16 protein-coding genes are annotated in these 15648 nt (G+C 73.0%); 10 read left to right on the top strand and 6 right to left on the bottom strand.

The annotated features are described in order from the left end of the window. Positions 1-60: 60 nt before the first annotated feature. The 8 genes from ABIQ69_RS01845 to purQ all read left to right on the top strand — a co-directional run bounded on the left by ABIQ69_RS01845 (position 61) and on the right by purQ (position 8689). Entirely contained in the window at positions 61-1503 is a 1443-nt protein-coding gene (locus tag ABIQ69_RS01845) for an MFS transporter (RefSeq protein ID WP_350348698.1), read from the top strand. Further along, positions 1500-3755, top strand: a complete 2256-nt coding sequence (locus tag ABIQ69_RS01840; protein ID WP_350348697.1) for a GMC oxidoreductase — start codon at positions 1500-1502, stop codon at positions 3753-3755. The genes ABIQ69_RS01845 and ABIQ69_RS01840 overlap by 4 nt, the downstream gene beginning before the upstream one ends. 9 nt (positions 3756-3764) lie before the next feature. Further along, positions 3765-4631, top strand: a complete 867-nt coding sequence (gene kynA / locus ABIQ69_RS01835) for a tryptophan 2,3-dioxygenase (protein WP_350348696.1) — start codon at positions 3765-3767, stop codon at positions 4629-4631. 3 nt (positions 4632-4634) lie between these two features. Beyond that, complete coding sequence (locus ABIQ69_RS01830) at positions 4635-5663, top strand: amidohydrolase family protein (RefSeq protein ID WP_350348695.1); 1029 nt, start codon at positions 4635-4637, stop codon at positions 5661-5663. Then, positions 5660-6919, top strand: coding sequence for an aminotransferase class V-fold PLP-dependent enzyme (locus ABIQ69_RS01825; protein ID WP_350348694.1), 1260 nt, complete (start codon positions 5660-5662; stop codon positions 6917-6919). The genes ABIQ69_RS01830 and ABIQ69_RS01825 overlap by 4 nt, the downstream gene beginning before the upstream one ends. 155 nt (positions 6920-7074) lie before the next feature. Next, a complete protein-coding gene (locus tag ABIQ69_RS01820) occupies positions 7075-7512 on the top strand; it encodes a hypothetical protein (RefSeq protein WP_350348693.1) in 438 nt (145 codons plus the stop codon). A 134-nt stretch (positions 7513-7646) separates the two neighbouring features. Beyond that, complete coding sequence (gene purS / locus ABIQ69_RS01815; RefSeq protein ID WP_350348692.1) at positions 7647-7976, top strand: phosphoribosylformylglycinamidine synthase subunit PurS; 330 nt, start codon at positions 7647-7649, stop codon at positions 7974-7976. 14 nt (positions 7977-7990) lie between these two features. After that, positions 7991-8689, top strand: coding sequence for a phosphoribosylformylglycinamidine synthase subunit PurQ (gene purQ / locus ABIQ69_RS01810; RefSeq protein ID WP_350348691.1), 699 nt, complete (start codon positions 7991-7993; stop codon positions 8687-8689). A gap of 76 nt (positions 8690-8765) precedes the next feature. On the opposite strand, the gene ABIQ69_RS01805 is transcribed toward purQ, so the two are convergent. From ABIQ69_RS01805 to ABIQ69_RS01795, 3 genes are all read right to left on the bottom strand, one after another. Continuing rightward, complete coding sequence (locus ABIQ69_RS01805; RefSeq protein WP_350348690.1) at positions 8766-9911, bottom strand: M14 family zinc carboxypeptidase; 1146 nt, start codon at positions 9909-9911, stop codon at positions 8766-8768. A 274-nt stretch (positions 9912-10185) separates the two neighbouring features. Continuing rightward, positions 10186-11694, bottom strand: coding sequence for a catalase (locus ABIQ69_RS01800; protein ID WP_350348689.1), 1509 nt, complete (start codon positions 11692-11694; stop codon positions 10186-10188). Positions 11695-11779: 85 nt separating this feature from the next. Further along, positions 11780-12235 carry a Fur family transcriptional regulator gene (locus ABIQ69_RS01795; RefSeq protein ID WP_350348688.1) on the bottom strand — a complete coding sequence of 152 codons (456 nt, stop codon included), beginning with the start codon at positions 12233-12235 and terminating at the stop codon, positions 11780-11782. An 86-nt stretch (positions 12236-12321) separates the two neighbouring features. On the opposite strand from ABIQ69_RS01795, the gene ABIQ69_RS01790 reads away from it, so the two are divergent. After that, complete coding sequence (locus ABIQ69_RS01790; protein ID WP_350348687.1) at positions 12322-12834, top strand: tetratricopeptide repeat protein; 513 nt, start codon at positions 12322-12324, stop codon at positions 12832-12834. A gap of 27 nt (positions 12835-12861) precedes the next feature. Here ABIQ69_RS01790 and ABIQ69_RS01785 read toward each other — a convergent pair whose 3' ends face one another. Genes ABIQ69_RS01785 through ABIQ69_RS01775 form a run of 3 tightly spaced genes read right to left on the bottom strand, consistent with a single transcriptional unit; the run spans position 12862 to position 15003 of the window. Then, a complete protein-coding gene (locus ABIQ69_RS01785; RefSeq protein ID WP_350348686.1) occupies positions 12862-13401 on the bottom strand; it encodes an adenine phosphoribosyltransferase in 540 nt (179 codons plus the stop codon). Positions 13402-13410: 9 nt separating this feature from the next. After that, positions 13411-14448 (bottom strand): hypothetical protein, encoded by a 1038-nt coding sequence (locus tag ABIQ69_RS01780; protein WP_350348685.1) that lies wholly within the window; start codon positions 14446-14448, stop codon positions 13411-13413. Between the two features lie 9 nt (positions 14449-14457). After that, positions 14458-15003 carry a hypothetical protein gene (locus ABIQ69_RS01775; protein ID WP_350348684.1) on the bottom strand — a complete coding sequence of 182 codons (546 nt, stop codon included), beginning with the start codon at positions 15001-15003 and terminating at the stop codon, positions 14458-14460. Positions 15004-15086: 83 nt separating this feature from the next. Here ABIQ69_RS01775 and ABIQ69_RS01770 point away from each other — a divergent pair, with 83 nt between their 5' ends. Then, the gene (locus tag ABIQ69_RS01770) at positions 15087-15548 is read left to right on the top strand and encodes a DUF3817 domain-containing protein (RefSeq protein ID WP_350348683.1); all 462 of its coding nucleotides are present in this window, start codon (positions 15087-15089) and stop codon (positions 15546-15548) included. The last annotated feature ends 100 nt before the right edge of the window (positions 15549-15648 follow it).

The following is a 15648-nucleotide window of genomic DNA, read 5'->3' as shown; positions in this document are numbered from 1 at the left end:
GGCCTTCACCCATGCCCCAATTAGTGACTGACTAGTCACTCATCCATGAAGGGAACTCCGATGCACGACCTCACCACCCTCGAGCCCGCCGGCGCTCAGCGCGAGACATCCACCCCCTCCCCGCGTCGTTGGTGGGCGCTCGCCGCGCTCGCCCTCGCCCAGTTCCTCGTCGTACTCGACGCGTCGATCGTGAACATCGCGATCCCTACCATCGGCGCCGACCTCGGGCTCGGCCCCGCCGCCCTCGCCTGGGTCATCACCGCCTACGTGCTGCCGTTCGGCAGCCTGCTCCTCCTCGGCGGACGCCTCGGCGACCGCTTCGGTCACCGCCGGGTCTTCCTCGTCGGCGTGGCCGGCTTCGTCCTCGCCTCGGCGACCGCGGCCTTCGCGCCCGTCGGCGGGGTGCTGCTCGCCTCCCGCGCGGTGCAGGGCGCCGCCGCGGCCCTGCTCGCCCCGGCCGCCCTCGCCCTCGTCACGGGGCTGTTCCAGGGCCGCGAACGGGCCAGGGCGCTCGGAGTCTGGGGCGCCGTCGCCGGCGCGGGCAGCGCCGCCGGCGTCCTCCTCGGCGGGCTGCTCACGGCGGCCTTCGGGTGGCCCGCCGTCTTCCTCGTGAACGTGCCGATCGGCGCGCTCGTGCTCGTCGTCGTCCCGCGCCTCGTCGGGCGCGACCGCCAGTCGGTCTCCGGCCGCATCGACGTCGCCGGCGCGGCATCCGTCACCGCCGCCCTCGTCGCGCTCGTCGCCGCGCTCTCGAGCGCCGAGCAGCTCGGCTTCGGCCACCCGGTCGTGTGGGGCCTCGCCGCCGCCGCCGTCGTGCTCGGCGGGGTGTTCGTGCTCGTCGAGCGACGTGCCGCCGACCCGCTGGTGCCGTTCGCCATCTTCCGCAACCGGTCGGTGCTCGCCGGCAACCTCGTGATGCTGCTCGCGGGTGGCGCTATGGTCGCCCTCTTCTACGCCCTCTCCGTGTTCCTGCAGGCGGCCATGGGGCTCGACGCCCTCGCGGCCGGCCTCACCCAGCTGCCTCTCGCGGTCGCCCTGGTCCTCGTCGCCGGCATCGTGCCCGCGCTGGTCGGCCGCCTCGGCACCCGGCTGGTGCTGGCGGGGTCTCTGCTCGTGCTCGCCGCCGGGCTCGCCTGGCTCGCGTTCGCCCCGGCCGGCGCCGACTTCGCGGTGCACGTGCTCGGGCCGACCCTCGTGATCGGTCTCGGCCTCGGCGGCGCCTTCGTCACCGCGACCGAGCTCGCCGTGCACGGCGTGGCGGGCGGCGAGGCCGGACTCGCCGGCGGTCTCGTGAACACGAGCCAGCAGCTCGGCGGCGCGCTCGGGATGTCGGTGCTGGCCACGCTCGCCGTCATGCGGACCGATGCGCTCTCGGCCGCCGGCGCCGCCCCCGCCCAGGCGACCGCGGGCGGCCTCTCGCTCGTGTTCGCCGGCGCGGCGGTCCTCGTCGCCGTCGCCGCCGTCGTCACGCTGGTCGTCGCGCCGCGGGCAGGTGCCCGATGAGCGGCCGCGACGGCGAGCCCGTCGACGCCATCGTGGTGGGCAGCGGCTTCGGCGGCGCGGTCGCCGCGGCCCGGCTCGCCCAGGCGGGTCTCGAGGTCCTGGTCCTCGAGCGAGGACGCCGCTTCCGGCCCGACGACTTCCCGCGCGAGCCCCGGCTCGACGCCGGCTGGCTGTGGAACCTAGAACACGGCCTCTACGACGTGCGCTGGCTCGACCGCATGGTGAGTGTGCAGGCGGCGGGCTGGGGCGGCGGGTCGCTCGTCTACGCCAACGTCTTCGCGCGGGCCGCGCAGGCGGTCTTCGACGACGAGCGGTGGCCCCGCACCCTCCGACGGGACGCCCTCGACCCGTACTACGACCTCGCCGCCCACATGCTCGAGGTGGCACCCGTCGCCGCCGACCCCGACCGGGGCGACCTGCCCGCCCGAGCGCACGGCATCGAGCGGCTCGCCGAGCGCATCGGCCGCCCGGAGGGCACCATCCGGCCGAACCTGGCGGTCCGCTTCTCCGCGGAGCCCGACGTGCCGGTGCCGAACCGGCACGGCGTCGCCCAGCTCGGCTGCGCGTTCTGCGGCGAGTGCGTGATCGGCTGCCGGCGCGGCGCCAAGCGCAGCCTCGACCTCACCTACCTCGCCGTCGCGGAGCAGCACGGGGCCGCCGCGGTGACGGGCGCCGAAGTCGAGCGCATCGAGCCGGACGCCGGCGGGTACCGCGTGACCTGGCGCGAACTCGGCTCGGGCACCACGCGCAGCCGGCGCGCGCGGACCGTCGTGCTCGCGGCCGGTGCCGTCGGCACGACCGAGCTCCTCCTCCGCCAGCGCGACGTGCTCGGCACGCTGCCCGCGCTCTCCGACCGGCTCGGCGAGCACTTCTCGGGCAACGGCGACGCGCTGACGTTCCTGCGCCGCACGAGTCCCGGCCTCGAAGCGGGGCGCGGCCCCACCATCACGACGAGCACCGTGCTCGATGTCGAGGAGCGCGGCGAGCCCGTCTGGTTCCAGGTGCAGGACGGCGCGATCCCGGCGCCCCTCTCCGCCCTCCTCGCGGAGATCGCCCGCGACGCCGTGCCGTGGCGGAGGCGGACGGGCCCGGCCCGCCGGCCGTCGGCCCGCCGAGGCGACCGCGCCCCGCGCGCGGCCGCCACCGCCCGCCCGCGCCGCGACACGCTCGCGCTGCTGCTGATGGGCCGGGATGCCGCGACCGGCCGGATCGGCCTCGACCGGCGCCACCGGGCGACGGTCTCGTGGGATGCCCGCGCCCATCGACGCCTGACGCGGGCCCAGGCGAGGGTCGGCGGCTTCGTCGCGCGCCACCTGGGCGGACGTCCCATGGCGGTGCCGACCTGGTCGCTGCTGCGCACCCCGATCACGGTGCATCCCCTCGGCGGCGCGCCCATCGGTGCCGACGCCGACGACGGCGTCATCGACGAGTTCGGCCGCGTGCACGGCTACCCGGGCCTGCTCGTCGTCGACGGCGCGGCGGTTCCCACGGCGACGGGCGCCAACCCGTCGGCCACGATCCTCGCCCTCGCGGAGCGATCGATCGAGCACGCCGTGCGCACGCTCACCGGTGACGCGGACTGGCGTGCGCCCGAGTGGGACGACGTCGAACCGATGCCGGCGCCCGAGGATGCCGCGGTCGCGGCCATGGCGCGCGAGCGCCGGACCCGCGAGGGCGACGGCGTGCGGTTCGCCGAGCGACTGAACGGGTCGCTCTCGGTCGATGGGGAGGAACGCCGGGCGGGGCTGCGGCTCACGGCCGAGCTTCCCGGCTGGCACCGGTTCCGGGCGGCTCGGCGGCATCCGCTCACCGTGACCGGTCTGCTCGACGTCGACGGGCTCGCCACGCGGCAGCCGGTTCGCGGCCGACTCGAGCTCTTCCCCGACGGTGAGCGCGAACTCATGAGGTACGTCCTCGACGCGCGAGCCGACGACGGCCGCCCCCTCCGCCTGGTCGGCGCGAAGCTGCCCCGCGGCCCGCTCTCGCCGGTCGCGGCGCTCACGCGGCTGCAGCTCGTCATCGGCGATGCCGACGGCGCCCTCGGCGCGGGCGAGCTCCGCATCGGTACGGTCGACCTCGTCCGGCTCGCCAGCTCCCTCCGCGGCGTGGGCTTCACCACCGCCAGGCGCCTCCGGGTCCTCGCCCGGTTCGCCGGGTTCTTCGGCGCCGGGGCGGTGCGAGCCATCCGACCGCCGCGGCCCCCTCGGCCGCCGAGGCCGCACGACCCGACGGCGTCCGCGGCCGCCGCGTAGGCTGGCCGGGTGGCCGAGACCGAGGGCGTGACCGAGAACACCCGCACCATCGAGGCATCCGTCGTCACCGACTTCTCCGATCGGATGAGCTACGGCGGCTACCTCGACCTGCCGACCCTGCTCTCGGCCCAGCGGCCGATCTCGCGACCCGAGCACCACGACGAGCTGCTGTTCATCATCCAGCACCAGACGACCGAGCTGTGGCTGAAGCTCGTGCTCCACGAGCTGGAGACGGCGCGCGATCTGCTCCGCGCCGACGAGCTCGCGCCCGCGCTCAAGTGCATCGCCCGCGTCAAGCACATCCAGCGCACGCTCACCGAGCAGTGGTCGGTGCTCGCCACCCTCACGCCGAGCGAGTACGGCCAGTTCCGCGGCGTGCTCGGCAGCGCGAGCGGCTTCCAGTCGTACCAGTACCGCGCCGTCGAGTTCGTGCTCGGCAACAAGAACGCCAAGATGCTGCAGGTCTTCGAATCGGATGCCGCGGCGACCGCGATCCTCCGCGAGGCGCTCGAGGCGCCGAGCCTCTACGACGAGTTCCTGCGGCTGCTCGCCCGCGCCGGCTACCCCGTGCCGGCGGCGATCCTCGACCGCGACGTGACCCAGGCGTGGACCTTCCAGCCCGAGCTCGTCCCCGTGTTCGGCGCGATCTACGCCGACCCCGACGACCACTGGGCCGCGTACGAGACCTGCGAGGAGCTCGTCGACCTCGAGGACAACTTCCAGTTCTGGCGGTTCCGCCACCTGAAGACGGTCGAGCGCATCATCGGCGGCAAGACCGGCACCGGCGGCTCGAGCGGCGCCCCGTTCCTGCGGCGAGCGCTGGAGCTCACGTTCTTCCCCGAGCTGTACGCGGTGCGCACCGAGATCCCGGGCTGACGGATGCCTCGACCCGCCGCACCCCACGACCCGGTCGACCTCGGACCGCTCGCCCGCCCCGTGCGACGATCGCTCAACGGCGACCACCCCGGAGAGACCGGCACCGCGCTGCCGGCGCTGATCGACCACCACGTGCACCTCGAGATGGTGCACCCCGAGCGTCTGCCGGGCGGAGGTATCGCGGGCGTCGTCGACCTCGGGGCGAACCCGGCGGTCGTGGCGCGGCTGGCCGCCGCCGACGGCCTGCCCGCCATCCGGTTCGCGGGACAGTTCCTCACCGCGCCGGGCGGCTACCCCGGCGGGCGGTGGTGGCTCCGCGACGGCAGTCTCAGAGAGGTGCCGGCCGGCCCCCCTCCGGCGGCGACCGGCTCGCTGCCCGGCCCCGCGGAGCTCGCGGTCGACGAGCAGGCCGTGTTCGGGGCATCCGTGGTCAAGGTCGTGCTGAACGCCGACGCCGGACCCGTCTTCGACGACGCCACGCTCGCCGCGATCGTCCGTGCGGCGCACGAGCGGGGGCTCGGCGTCGCGGTGCACGCGGAGGGCGACGGCACGGCGCGCCGCGCGATCGACGCCGGCGCGGACGTGCTGGTCCACACGCCGTGGACCGAGGCGCTGCCCGACGAGCTGCTCGCGAGCGCCGCGGCGGCGGCGGGGCAGGCGTGGATCTCGACCCTCGACATCCACGCGCGCGACGGCGTCCCCGGCGACCTCGACCGGGCCGTGTCGAACCTCCGCCGCTTCCGCGAGGCCGGCGGCCGGGTGCTCTACGGCACCGATCTCGGCAACGGCGATCTGCCCGACGGCGTGAACGGCCGCGAACTCGACGCGCTCGTCGCCGCCGGTCTCGACGCGCACGCCCTCATCGAGGCGCTCACCGACCCGTGGCCCGCGGCCGACCGCGAGGCGTGGGGACTCGACGGGGTGGTGACCTTCGTCGCCGGTCCGCCGCCCGCCACGCTCGCCGAGGTGCCGGCCTGGCTCGCCGGCGCCCGCCTGCTGCCCGCCGAAGAACTGGAGGAGCTCGACCCATGAGCCTCGACCCCCTGCTCGCGTACGCCCGCCGAATGGACCGCGCCGACGGGCTCGCCCACTACCGCAAGCGCTTCGCCGGTCACGACACCGACCTCGTCTACTTCGACGGCAACTCCCTCGGCCGGCCGCCGGTCGCGGCCATCGAGCGCATGCAGCGCTTCATGACCGAGGAGTGGGGCGGCCGGCTCATCCGAGGCTGGGACGAAGCCTGGCTGCAGCTGCCGACCGAGATCGGCGACCGGATCGGCCGCGCCGTGATCGAGGCCAAGGCCGGTCAGACCGTCATCGGCGACTCGACGACCGTGTTGCTCTACAAGCTCGCGCGCGCCGCGGTGGATGCCCAGCTCGCGCGCGATCCCGAACGGCGCGAGATCGTCCTCGACACCGACAATTTCCCCACCGACCGCTACGTGCTCGACGGCATCGCCCGCGAGCGCGGGCTCCGTCTGCGGTGGATCGACGTCGACCTCACCGCCGGGGTCACGCCCGAACAGCTCGCCGAGGTCGCGGGCCCGCAGACCGCCCTCGTGGTGCTGTCGCACGTCGCCTACCGTTCGGCGTACCTCGCCGACGCCCGCGAGCTCACCCGCATCGCACACGACGCCGGCGCACTCATCCTCTGGGACCTCTGCCATTCGGCCGGGTCGGTGCCGATCCGCGCCGACGCGTGGGGCTTCGACCTCGCCGTGGGCTGCACCTACAAGTACCTGAACGGCGGGCCGGGGTCGCCTGCCTTCGCGTACGTGCGCGACGACCTGCAGCGCGTGCTCACCCAGCCCATCCAGGGCTGGTTCGGCTCGGCCGACCAGTTCGCCATGGGACCCGCCTACGAGCCGGTGCGCGGGATTCGCCGATTCCTCTCCGGCACCTCGCCGATCCTCGCCATGCTGCCGATGGACGAAACGCTCGCGATGATCGAGGAAGCCGGCATCGCGGCGATCCGCACGAAGTCCGTCGCGCTCACCCAGTACGCGATCGAGCTCGCCGAGGCCTGGCTGGCACCGCACGGCGTGACGCTCGCCTCGCCCGCCGACCCCGACGAGCGCGGCGGCCACATCACGCTGCACCACGAGGCCATGCGCGAGGTCACCGCGAGGCTCTGGCAGCGCGACGTCATCCCCGACTACCGCGATCCGGGCGGCCTCCGCATCGGCCTCTCGCCCCTGTCGACGAGCTACGAAGAGGTCCATCGCGGGCTCGACGCCGCTCGCGCGGTGCTCCGCGAGGTGCTCGCCGAGCGCGCCGGACTGGCCTGACGCGCCGGTCTGGCCTGAATAGCACCCGCCGAACGGCCTGACAACCCCACCGTCCGCATCAGGTCGCCGCAGGGTCGCGGACGTACCATGGCCCGATCACCGGACGGCCGCGCCCTCCACGGCGCGGCCCGGATCCCGAACGGCAGGAGGGCAGCATGACGGACACGAACCGCACGACTGCGGAGGCCACGGAGACGGCGCAGAGCACCGCCTCGAACGTGAAGGATGCCGCGGCACGCGCCGCGGAGAACGCCAAGACGGCCGCGCAGAACGCCGGCCCCGACCTGGCGAGCGCAGCCGAGAACGCCCGGGGAGCCGCGGCGGCCGGCGCCGACGACGCCAAGGACACCGTCGACGAGGTTCTCGGGAACCTGAAGTCCGCGGCCGGGCAGGCGAAGGACGCCGGGACCGACGCCCTCGGCGCCGCACAGGAGCAGGCGAAGCAGGCCTACGAGTCGGGCCGCGAGCTCGTCGAAGAGGGCGTCGGCTACGTCAAGGCGAAGTACCGCGAGAGCCCGGGCAAGGTCATCGCCGTGGGTGCCGCGGCGGCCGTGGCGCTCGGCCTGGTCATCAAGGCCATCGCCAAGCGCTGAGCTGCGCGTACGAGCTGCGGCGTCCGCACACCGCGGGCCGTCGCCGCAGATGCCGGGCGGGTGCTGGGGGCACCCGCCCGGTCCCGGTAGAATCGAGGCATTCCCACTCTCTCGACACCGGACGGAGAACCGCGGTGCCCACCATCGTCGTCGACGTGATGCCCAAGGCCGAACTGCTCGACCCCCAGGGGAAGGCGGTCGCCGGCGCCCTCGCCCGCACCGGACACGCCGGCATCAGCGGCGTCCGCGTCGGCAAGCGCTTCGAACTCACCGTCGACGGACCGGTCGACGACGCACTCAAGGCGTCGGTGCAGCAGATCGCCGAGGAGATCCTCTCCAACTCCGTCATCGAAGACGTCGTGGGCATCCACTACGAGATCTCGAACGCCGAGCTGGCCGAGGAGGCCGCGGGCGAGGCATCCACCGCAGCCGGCTTCACCGCCCCCGCCGGCGAGACGCACTGAGGCAGGCACCCGACATGCGCATCGGCGTCATCACCTTCCCCGGCTCGCTCGACGACCGCGACGCGCAGCGCGCGGTCCGCCTGGCCGGCGGCGAGCCCGTCGCCCTCTGGCACGGCTCGCACGACCTCGACGGCGTCGACGCGCTCATCCTGCCCGGCGGCTTCAGCTACGGCGACTACCTCCGCTGCGGCGCGATCGCGTCGCTCAGCCCGATCATGACCGAGGTCATCGACGCGGCGAACCGCGGCATGCCGGTCCTCGGCATCTGCAACGGCTTCCAGATGCTCACCGAGGCGCACCTGCTCGAGGGCGGGCTCATCCGCAACGACCACGGCTCGTTCATCTGCCGCGACCAGGTGCTGCGCGTCGAGAACGCGTCGACCGACTGGACCAGCGGCTTCGAGGCGGGTCAGGAGATCACGATCCCGCTGAAGAACGGCGAGGGCGGATTCATCGCCTCCGACGAGACGCTCGACCGGCTCGAGGGCGAGGGCCGCGTGGTGTTCCGCTACGTCGACGTGAACCCCAACGGCTCGCTCCGCGACATCGCCGGCATCACCAACGAGCGCGGCAACGTCGTCGGCCTCATGCCGCACCCCGAGCACGCGGTCGAGCCCGGCTTCGGCCCCGACACGGCCGCCGCGATGCGGTCGGGCGTCGACGGGCTCGCATTCTTCACCAGCGTCATCCGCCGCAGCCTCGTCGAGGCGTAGCCCGCATCACCCAGACGCCGACGGCGGCAGGTCGCCATCGGGGGCCTGCCGCCGTTTCGCGTTCGGGAAGCGCGGGTCAGAACGACGCCGGGATGACCCCGTCGTCGGTCTGGTAGGCGGTCACCGGAGCATGCGGGATCTCGTCCCAGCGAGCCGGGTCCTCCTGCTGCACCTCGCCGGTGGCCATGCCGACGAGCAGCTCGGTGAGCGCCCGCACGTTCTGCTGGATCGACTTGCCGCGGGCCTTCTGGCCAAGGCTGCCGTCGCTGGTGTTGCCGCTGGTCTCGAAGAAGATCGCCGGGTTGCTGTGGCCCTCGGGGTTCAGCCCGTCGTGGTTCAGGCCGAGCATCATGGCCGACACGACGCCGCCCTTGATGTCGATCTCGATGCCGCGGCCGACGTCGTACCGGTCGATGTTGATGGAGCCGTACTTCGAGAGCTCGTCGTAGACGTGCACCTGCATCTGCCGGGTGAGCACGTCGTAGGCGCTTCCCTCGATGCCGGGCAGCGTGGGCCCGCCCGGGGCGAGCGAGACGCCGAGCGAGAGGGTTACCTCGTCGCCGTCGCCGCGCTCGGTCTTGAGACCCTGGTGGTGGATGTCGACCGCGAACGCCGGGTCGACCATGGTCCAGTACTCGTAGAAGGCCTCCGACTCGGCGGCCGCGAACTTGCCCTCGCCCCAGTCCCGGTTGAGGTCGATGCGCCGCTCGCTGCCGTCCTGCAGGATCGTGTGGCGGATGTTCGCCTCAGACCCGTCGGGGTTGTACATCGGGATGACGTGGAACGTGTAGGTGTCGCGCAGCAGGGTCGCGTCGGCCGAGCCGTTGGTGCCGAGCTCCTTCAGCACGGCGAGCAGCGACTCGGTGCCGTACGGCTCGTTGCCATGGATGCGGCCCTGCAGCCACACGTGCTCCGGCCCGTCGCCGACCGTGGCGACGTAGAGGTCGCGGCCCTGCTCCGACGTGGAGACCGCCGTGCCGGCTTCGGCGAGGGTGAAGACGTCGACGCCGAAGCGCGAGGTCTGCTCGAGCTTGCCGAGTTCGGCGACGAGGTCGTCGTAGGTGGCGATGGAGGAGATGTTCGTGCTGCCCTCGGGCGACGGGAAGTTCGCGTCGGCGATGGCGGGTGCGGCCGCGGTGAGCGGGGCGGTGAGTGCGAGGACTGCTGCTGCCGTGATGGTGGTGGTGCGACGGCGGTGGTGCGGCGTGACGCCAGTGTGCATCTGAGACTCCCCCTCGAGTTCGTTGCGCCGCGGATGCGACGCGCGTCCGCGGGAATGCTTCGGAAGAGGCTTTCCCGCGGACGTTGATGCGAGCGTATGCACCCCCGAACGGGGGGTCAAGGGACGGGCGTCCTCCGCTGGGGCGCGGGCCGCTCCGAACGTCCCGCCGGAGCCCACTCGGAGCACCCGCGCGACGCGCGCCGCCGCGCCCCGATGCGCCCCGAACGACGCGAGAGGGGAGGCCGCGCGAGCGACCTCCCCTCCGTCCGACCGGCTACGCCGCGGCGCCGTCGGCCTCCGGCTGCTGCGGGGCATCCGCGTTCACGCCTGCCTGGTAGGCCGCGTGCACGGCGGCACCGAGCTCGGCGTCGACGTTCGTCCAGTACTGGAAGAAGCGCTCGCGGATCTCGTCGATCGTGATCGCGCTCGCCTGGCCGGCGAGGGTCCGCTGGAGGCGCGCCTTCGCCTCGTCCGAGTAGACCTCGCGGTAGAGCGTGCCGGCCTGGCCGAAGTCGGAGTCCTCGGCGCGGAGCGTGTACGCCGTGCGCACGAGCTCGCCGTCACCCTCCCACGAGCCCTCGCCCGCGACGGCCGCGTCGGCGACCGGGCCGCCGAACGAGTTCGGCGCGTAGACGGGCACGTTGGGCGCGTTGAAGTGGTGCCGCTGCGCGCCGTCCTGCGAGTAGTTGTGCACCGGCGCCGCGTGCGGTGCGTTCACCGGCAGCTGGTTGTAGTTCGTGCCCACGCGGTAGCGCTGCGCGTCGGGGTAGCTGAACACGCGCGCCATCAGCATCTTGTCGGGGCTGATGCCGATGCCGGGCACCGTGTTCGCGGGCGAGAACGCCGCCTGCTCGATCTCCGCGAAGAAGTTCTGCGGGTTGCGGTCGAGCGTCAGCGTGCCGACCGGGATGAGCGGGTAGTCGGCGTGCGGCCACACTTTGGTGAGGTCGAACGGGTTGAACCGGTACGTCTTGGCGTCCTCGTACGGCATGACCTGCACGAACAGGTCCCACTTCGGGAACTCGCCCCGCTCGATCGCCTCGTACAGGTCGCGGCGGTAGTAGTCCGCGTCGGCGCCGGCGATGGCCTCAGCGGTCTCGGCGTCGAGGTGCAGGTCGCCCTGCTGCGACCGGAAGTGGTACTTCACCCAGAACCGCTCACCCTCGGCGTTGGTCCACTGGTACGTGTGCGAGCCGTAGCCCTGCATCTCGCGCCACGACTTCGGCAGGCCGCGGTCGCCCATGAGGTAGGTCACCTGGTGCGCCGACTCGGGCGACAGGGTCCAGAAGTCCCACTGCATGTCGGCGTTGCGCAGGCCCGAGCCCGGCAGACGCTTCTGCGAGTGGATGAAGTCGGGGAACTTGATCGCGTCGCGGATGAAGAACACCGGGGTGTTGTTGCCGACGATGTCGTAGTTGCCCTCGGCCGTGTAGAACTTCAGCGAGAACCCGCGCACGTCGCGCCAGGTGTCGGGCGATCCCTGCTCGCCCGCGACCGACGAGAAGCGCAGCAGCGTCTCGGACTCGGTACCGGGCTGGAAGACGGCCGCGCGGGTGTAGGCCGAGACATCCGCCGTCACCTCGAAGCGGCCGAACGCGCCGCCGCCCTTCGCGTGCACGATCCGCTCGGGGATGCGCTCGCGGTTGAACTGGGCGAGCTTCTCGACGAGGTACCGATCGTGCAGCACCGTCGCGCCGTCGGCGCCGACGGTGAGCGAGTGCGCGTCGCTCGCGACGGGCGTGCCGGTCTGCGTGGTGGTGGGCGGGGTCGTGGAGTTCGACATATCGTCCTTCGGTTGGGTGGTGATCCGGCGTGCGGGCACGCCGACGGCCGCCTCGGCGAGGCGGTCGGAGAGCGGATGCCGCGGCCTACGCCGGCGGCACCTGCCGGCATTCGGCGCAGAGGCCCCAGAAGGTGACTTCTGCGGTGTGGATGGCGAAGCCGCCCGCGTCGGCGGGCACGAGGCACGGCGGTTCACCGACGACGCAGTCGATGTCGGCGACGGCGTGGCAGCGCGTGCAGACGACGTGGTGGTGGTTGTCGCCGATGCGGCTCTCGTAGAGCGCCGGCGAGCCGGCAGGCTCGATGCGGCGGAGGAGGCCTGCGCCGTGCAAGGCGCCGAGCACGTTGTAGACCGACTGGAGCGAGGTGCCGGGCAGGTCGGCGCGGATGCGCTCGTGCACCGCCTCGGCGTCGAGATGCCCGTTGCCGGTGACGGCGTCGAGCACCGCCAGGCGCGGCGCGGTCACTTTGAGGCCGGCGGCGCGCAGGTGCCGCTCGGCGTCGGCGAGCGCCGTCGACGTCGATGCGGGGGCGGTGCTCATGCCATCGACGCTAGCAGTTGTTTTGATTCATTCAAAACAACTGAGCGGATGTCACGCCACGACGCTGCACGAGCGACAATGGCCGGATGGCCGACGCATCCCCCGCCCTGCTCGAGCGCCTGCGCGAGATCTTCGACGCCCGCGACCGCGCGAACATGCAGCCCACGATCGACGCGTTCCTCGCCGTCCTCGACGAGCACCCCGACGTGCCCGAGGTGCTCTACGAGGTGGGCGGCGCGTACGACACGGCGGGTGAGGAGGACACCGCGCTCGGTTACTACGAGCGTGCCCTCGCCGCGGGTCTCACCGGCGAGACGCTGCGGAAGTGCCTGCTCCAGCAGGGCAGCACGCTCCGGGTGCTCGGCCGCTTCGACGAGTCGGTCGCCGTGCTCGACCGGGCACGCGCCGAGTTCCCCGACTCCGACTCGGTGCGGCTCGCGCACGCGCTCAGCCTGCACGCCGCCGGCCGCAGCGACGGCGCGGTCGCGGAGCTCATGGAACTCGTGCTCGACCGGGTGCGCACGCCCGAGGTGCTGCGGTACGAGGCATCCATGCGGGGCAATGCGGCGTACCTCGCAGGTCTCGACGCGGCGCGCTGAGTCGCCGCGGGGTGACGGCCGGTCGACTCAGTACTGCAGCAGGCTCCGGACCTCGTAGCGGTCGCCGAGCGCCTCACGGCCGCCGAGGTCGACGAGCTCGATCGCGACGGAGATGCCCGCGACCACCCAGCCGGCGCGTTCGATGAGCCGCGCTGCGGCGCCCACGGTACCGCCGGTCGCCAGTACATCGTCGACGATCAGCACCCGCGAACCGGGCGGCAGCTCGCCCTCGTGCACCTCGAGCGCGGCGGTGCCGTACTCGAGCGCGTACTCCTCGCGGAGGACGGCGCGGGGCAGCTTGCCCGCCTTGCGGACGGTCAGCACGCCGGCGCCGCACAGCGCCGACGCGGCGCCGGCGAGCAGGAAGCCGCGGGCCTCGACGCCGCCGAGGTGGTCGAAGGTGCCGGCGAACGGCGCGGTGAGCGCCTCGGAGAGGGCGTGGAACGCGGGACCGTCGGCGAACACCGGCGTCAGGTCGCGGAACAGGATGCCCGGCTCGGGGAAGTCGGGGATCAGCGCGAGGTGGGACTCGACCAGGGCGCGGGCGTCGGAATCGGGCGCGTTCACCGGCCAAGGCTACCGCGGCGGCCTGGGCAGCCCACCCGGGCGGTCGCCGCCGGCGGATCCGCCCAATGCACGCAGCAGGTCCGCACGCTCCTGCGCCAGTCGATCCGGTGCCTGGCGGCGCAGCCGCAGCAGCGGCGTGTGCAGCACCATTCTCGCCGCCTCCGGTGAGCACTCCAGTCGTCGCGCGATCTCACCGACCGCGGCATCGTCGTCGAGTCCGCTGATCCCCTCCAGCAGGTCGGGCAGATGGTCGCGGGCGGCGATGAGGGCGTCGATGCTCCCCAGGCGTTCGCGCAGGCGCGCCTGGTGATCGGCCGCGTCGAATGTCCGGCCTGGTCCGCGCTTGGGCCGGTGTGCCTCGATCGCGTCGGCACCGATCTCGACGCGCAGCGGCTCGATCGTCCGCAGCCCGAGCGAGACGAGATAGGCGTGTACGTCGTACGTTCCCGGCTTGAGGTCACGCCACTGGTTCTCGTCGATTCGCGCGCGCACGCGCACGTACTCGCCGGGGTCGAGGGCGGGGGCGCGCGGCTCCCCGCCCACGAAGCCGAACCACACGCCGTCGGGATTGCGGTCGGGGCTCGAGAACACGGCGGCCACGTGGAACGCGTCGCCGTCCGGGCGCCATCGTTCCCCGCCGGTGTTGACGATGTCGATCGCCGGTCCGTCGAGGTCGGGTTCGGCGATCGTCGTCGCAGGCCAGCGGAGCTCCAGTCCGCGTCGACGCTCGACACGACCCGGCCGTTGCGGGAAGGCGTCCGGGTGCACCGCGAACTGCGGCGACCCATCCGTCGGCGTCGTCAGTTGACCGATGCGCCAGCGCAGCGGCTCCCCTTCGAGCGGCGTCCCCACCCCGACGAACCGCTCCGTGCTGTGCAGCACCCGCCAACCCGTCGCCGGCGCATCCCTCGGCAGTTCGACCGCGTCGTTCCAGCCGAGCCGAGCGAGGAGTTCCTCGAGCGGCTCGCCGTCCGCGTCGAGTGCCTCACGACTCACTTCGAAGCTGCCGATCTGCGCCGCCGAATCCTCCGCCGCCGGATCCTCCACCGCCATCGTTCAGTGCACCAGCGCGCTCAGCCAGATGACGATCAGCCCGAGGCTCGCGGTCAGCACCGCCGACAGGAGTCGGAAGCCCCACGGGCTGCCGCGACGGGCGGAGGCCGTCCAGCCGATCACCGCGAGCACGGCCACCCCCACCCACAGCGCGAGGTAGTAGCCGACGTACTCGTCGAGAACCCCCAGGGCGGACAGGCCGAGGAAGACGATCGGGAGCACCATCGCGAGCAGCAGGCCCATCGAGTGCGCCGCCGACGCCCGCACGGCGCGGACGATCGACCGCCAGCGCGTCTCGCCGGCGGCCGCCTCCTCGCGCGCGATCGCGCCCGCGTAGACATGCGCGAGCCAGAACACGAGGACCGTGCCGAGGGTGAACCCGAGCACCTCGAGATCGGTGTCCTCGTTCCAGCCGATGCCGATGAGCGCGCTGACGAGGATGACGCCGTAGATCGCCGACTCGCTTCGGTATGCACGAAGCACCAGGCCGGCCCGCTGGGCGACGGCCGCCCGCACGGCGCCCGTCGAGCCCTCCCCGCCGCCCGTCATGAGCCGCATCGTATCGGCTGGACCGTCCGCCGTTCCATCGTTCGACGGATGTCTCTCCCATCCGACTTCGCGAGGATGGAAGGGTGACCCCCAAGCGCCTCTTCCGTGCCCTCGCTTTCGCCGAGGCCGTCACCTGGACGATCCTCATCGTCGCGATGATCCTGAAGTACGCCGCCGGCGTCGACGACGCGGTCCTCGTGGGCGGGTCGATCCACGGCTTCGTCTTCCTCGCGTACGCGTTCAGCGTCGTGCTCGTCGGCGTCAATCAGCGGTGGAGCGTCGGACTCATGGCGCTCGGCGTCGTGACGGCAATCGTGCCGTACGCGACGATCCCGTTCGAGCCGTGGCTCGTGCGGCACGGCCGACTCGACGGCGCCTGGCGCAGCGAGGCATCCGATCACCCCGCGGACGGCAACTGGGTGAACCGGATGCTGCGCTGGTTCCTCGCCCGACCGGTGCTGCTCACCGTCGTCGCCGTCGTCGGCATCGCCGCCGTCTTCGCGGCGCTCCTCGTCATCGGCCCGCCCGGAGGCCGCAAGGCATGACGCCCGCACGCGGCGGAACAGCCTGCCACGGCGGCCGGTAGACTCGCAGGGTCAGGCATCCGCCCGCGGCATCCGCCCGCCGCCGTTTCTTGGAGCTCGC

It is taken from the genome of Agromyces sp. G08B096 (assembly GCF_040267705.1).
Classification (GTDB): Bacteria; Actinomycetota; Actinomycetes; order Actinomycetales; family Microbacteriaceae; genus Agromyces.
The sequence above is the reverse complement of the archived record's forward strand: the minus strand, read 5'-3'. Positions and strand labels throughout refer to the sequence as shown.